Genomic DNA, 4,100 nt, shown 5'->3' on the forward strand with positions numbered 1-4,100 from the left:
AGCCGCCCTCGCCCAGGCGGTTGGCAGCGGGCAAACCACAGCGCTCGCCGCGATGGAGCTGGCACTGGCGCGCATCGCGGCCTATGATGCCGTGCAGCCACAGATCTGGATCAGCCGCCCGGCCGATGCTGCCCTGCTGGACGCTGCCCGCGCCGTCGATGCGCGCGTGGCAGCGGGCGAACACCTGCCGCTGGCCGGCGTGCCCTTTGCGGTGAAAGACAATATCGACGTGGCGGGGCTCGATACCACCGCCGCCTGCCCGGCCTTTGCCTATAGCCCGTCAGGATCGGCGGCAGTCGTGGCCCGGCTTGAGGCGGCCGGCGCGATCTGCGTGGGCAAGACCAACCTTGATCAGTTTGCCACCGGCCTGGTCGGCACGCGCAGCCCCTATGGCATTCCGCGCAATGCCAGCAACCTGGCCTATGTCTCGGGCGGGTCCAGCTCGGGCTCGTCGATCGCGGTGGCCGCCGGCCTGGTGCCGTTCGCGCTCGGCACCGATACTGCCGGATCGGGCCGCGTGCCCGCCGCGTTCAACCATCTGATCGGCATGAAGCCCAGCAAGGGCCGCTGGTCCACATCTGGCCTGGTGCCAGCATGCCGCTCGCTCGATTGCATTTCGGTATTCACCGCCGATACTGCCGATGCGCGACTGATCGATCATGTCGTCGCCGGCTATGACGCCGCCGATCCCTGGTCGAAATCGCTGGCCGACAAGCCGATCGCCGGCCGCGTGATCGGCGTGCCCAGGCGCGCTCAGCGCCAGTGGTTTGGTGACGCGGAATCCGAATATTTCTATGACCGCGCGCTGGCCCAGCTGGCCGAAATCGGCACCCTGGTGGAAATCGACTATGCCCCGCTGCAAGAGGCAGCGCTGCTACTCTATGGCGGGCCATGGGTGGCGGAACGTACCGCGGCGCTGGCGTCGCTGCTGGCCAGTAACCCTGGCGCGATCGATCCCACCGTGCGCGCCGTGGTCGAACCCGGCCTGGAAAAAAGCGCGGTCGAGCTGTTCAACGGCATCTATCGCCTCGCCGAATTGAAACGCCATGCCGACCAGCTGTGGGACGCGATCGACGCACTGGCGTTCCCCACCACCGGCACGGCCTATCGCGTGGCCGAATTGCAGGCGGCGCCCATCGCGCTCAACAGCAACCTTGGCGCCTATACCAACTTCGTCAATCTGCTCGACATGGCGGCGCTCGCCGTGCCGGCCGGGGTGCGCCACAACGCCACCGGCTTTGGCATCACGCTGATCGGCCCGGCCGACAGCGACCGCGCCTTGCTCGATCTGGCCGATGCCTATCTTTCCGTGGCCCAGCTGCCACCCCCACCCCCGCTCGATCTGGAGGGCAAGATGCAGACCGTGAAACTCGCCGTGGTTGGCGCCCACTTGAAAGACATGCCGCTGCACTGGCAGCTGACCAGCCGCAACGCCACCTTCGTGGAAGCAACCACCACCGCGCCCAGCTATCGCCTCTATGCCATGGCCGATAGCGTGCCGCCCAAGCCGGCGCTGATCCATGCCGGAGACGAAGGCGCGGCGATCGCGGTGGAAGTCTACGAACTGGGCGTGGCCGAGTTTGGCAGCTTCACCGTCGAAGTGCCCGCGCCGCTGGCGATCGGCACGGTGACCCTGGCCGATGGCAGCAGCGTCAAAGGCTTCGTCGCCGAACCACGCGCGATCACCGGCGCGCAAGACATTACCAACCTCGGTGGCTGGCGCGCCTTTATCGCGCAGAAGGCCTGACCACCATCATATTTCGTCACCCCGGACTTGATCCGGGGGCCCGCTTCCTTTGAGCGGCGGGAGAGGAAGCAAGCTGGACCCCGGATCAAGTCCGGGGTGACGAAGAGGAGGAAAGCCGATGAAGCGCTTTGTTGCCGCCACGCTCCTGGTGCTCGCCCCATTTGCGGCCCCCATTGCCGCCCAGGCCGCTCCCAAGCCCAAGGTTATCGCCGTGCCCGGCTTTGCCGATTTCCTCGCGGTTGACGGCGACACCGTCTGGGCCACCAATCGCGGCCGGGTGGAGCAATGGTCACTCACCGGCATGAAGGCGACAGTGCCGCTGGCCCATCCGTGCGGCGGCATGGCCGTTGCCGATGGCGCGCTGTGGGTCGCCAATTGCGCCGATCGCACCGTCAACCGCATCGGCACCGCAACGGGCAAGCTTGTCGCCACGATTGCCAGCGGCATCGCCAACGACAAGGAAGGCGAACTCAATGTCGTGGCCGGGGCTGGTTCGATCTGGGTGGCGAGTGATGCCAAGGGCGTGGTCTCGCGCATCGATCCAGCCACCAACACCGTCACCGCCACCGTGCCGGTCGATCCCGGCAGCTGGTACATGGCCGCTGGCGAAGGCGCGATCTGGGTGGTCAGCGCCGCCCAGCAAAGCCTGCAACGCATCGATCCGGCCACCAACACCGTCACCGCGCGCACCCCGCTGGGCAAGGCACCCGGTTTCCTGGCGGCCGGCGAAGGCAGTGTCTGGGTGCAGGAACAGGGCGATGGCACCCTGGCGCGTATCGACCCGAAGACCGGCGCGCTGCTCGGCCGGGTAAAGGTGGGCGAAAATCTCAAGTGGGGGGATATCGATACCGGCGCCGGCAAGGTGTGGCTGCGCACCACCGATGATCAGGTCTTTGCCGTGATCGACGCGCAAACCATGGCGATCGACGCCCGCGTGGGCAAGCCTGCAGGCAGTGGCGGCCTGCGGTTCAGCCCAGCCGGCATCTGGACCTCGGCGCATGATGCCCACACGCTAACATGGTGGCCAGAGCCGGGTAGTTATGGGAAGTAGGCGCTAGGGTTCCACCACCCCCCGCCCCCCTCCTCTGAAGAGGAGGGGGAGTTAACATCCTGTTTTTAAGCCCCATCCTCTTTAGAGGAGGGGGTAGGGGGGGGGTGGAAGCCACACACCAACATCACCCATCACTCCGTCACCCACCCCCCAGCCGTCGCCACATAAAGCCGCGCGACATTGAGGAACTGCTGCGCGCGCGCCTGCACCAGCGCGGTGCTGGCGCGCTGCCAGGTGCGTTGGCTGTCGATCACCTGCAACACGCCGCTGTTGCCCACGTCAAAGCTCTTGCGTGACAGCGTGCGCGCGCGGTCTGCCACGGCCAGCGCATCCTGCTGCATCGCCACGCCTTGCGCATCGCTGTCGAGCGCGTGGAGCAGTTCCGCCACCTGGGCAAAGGCGGTCAGCACGGTCTGGCGATAAGTGTGGTCGGCCGCCCGCGCCCGCGCCACGGCCGCCTCGCGCTGCGCCTTGAGCGTGCCGCCGTGAAAGATCGGCGCAGTCAGCCCGGCGAAGATATCATAGCCGCGAAAGGCATTGGCGGTAAGATCGCCCAGCCCCGGCGCACCCTGTTCCAGCGTCGCGCCCAGGGTGATGTTGGGATAGAGCCGCGCAGTGGCCACCCCAATCTCGGCCGTGGCGGCATGCAACTGCGCCTCGGCCGCGAGGATATCGGGCCGCTTGTGCACCAGCGCCGATGGCAGCGAGACCGGCACTTGCGCGGGCAGGGAAAACTGCTCCAGCGTGAAATCGGTCTTCCCCAGCGTATAGGGCGTGATGCCCAGCAACGTTGCCAGCATCGCCCGCGCTTGGGCCAGTTGCTGCTGCAAGGCAGGCAAGGCCGGCCGGTCTGCGGCAAGCTGCGCCTGCGCGCTCAGGACTTCTACCGCCGTGCCCTCGCCCCCCTGCTGGCGTTTTTGCATGAGGTCGAGATTGCGTGCGTCGTCGCTAAGCAGCGCCTGCTGCGCGGCCATCTGGCTGCGGATCGCAGCAATCGTCAGCACCTGGTTCACCACCTGGCCGGCCAGCGCCAGATGCGCGGCCTCGGTCTGGCGCTGCTGCGCCAGGGCCAGCGCGCCGCTTTGTTCGGCCTGGCGCTTGAGGCCGCCGAACAGGTCAAGGTCATAGCTGACGCCGCCGCCCACCGAATAGAGATGGAAATCGGGATTGCCATCCAGCCCCAGCGCGGGTGACGCGCCAAAGCCGAACGCCGCCAGGTTCACCTGCTGCTGTTCGGCGCGGGCATTGGCATCGATCTGCGGCGCGCGGCGGCCCAGCACGGCGCGCCACTGCGCCTGCGCC

The 4,100-nt window shown here is 67.3% G+C and carries 3 protein-coding genes; 2 read left to right on the forward strand and 1 reads right to left on the reverse strand.

All coding sequences use genetic code 11. The annotated features are described in order from the left end of the window. Both atzF and H926_RS0104740 read left to right on the forward strand, forming a co-directional pair. Positions 1-1,747, forward strand: a 1,747-nt coding sequence (gene atzF / locus H926_RS0104735) for an allophanate hydrolase (protein WP_022675295.1), incomplete at its 5' end; no start/stop codon positions are given. A gap of 118 nt (positions 1,748-1,865) precedes the next feature. Beyond that, complete coding sequence (locus H926_RS0104740) at positions 1,866-2,798, forward strand: YncE family protein (RefSeq protein ID WP_022675296.1); 933 nt, start codon at positions 1,866-1,868, stop codon at positions 2,796-2,798. A 131-nt stretch (positions 2,799-2,929) separates the two neighbouring features. Here the strand turns inward: H926_RS0104740 and H926_RS0104745 are convergent. After that, positions 2,930-4,100: efflux transporter outer membrane subunit (locus H926_RS0104745; RefSeq protein ID WP_022675297.1), on the reverse strand; the 1,171-nt coding region annotated here is incomplete at its 5' end.

The organism is Novosphingobium sp. B-7 (genome assembly GCF_000410615.1).
Classification (GTDB): domain Bacteria; phylum Pseudomonadota; class Alphaproteobacteria; order Sphingomonadales; family Sphingomonadaceae; genus Novosphingobium; species Novosphingobium capsulatum.

Excerpts from the sequence above, each read along its gene's own strand:
- H926_RS0104740 (WP_022675296.1), top strand. The coding sequence starts at position 1,866 with ATGAAGCGCTTTGTTGCCGCCACGCTCCTGGTGCTCGCCCCATTTGCG.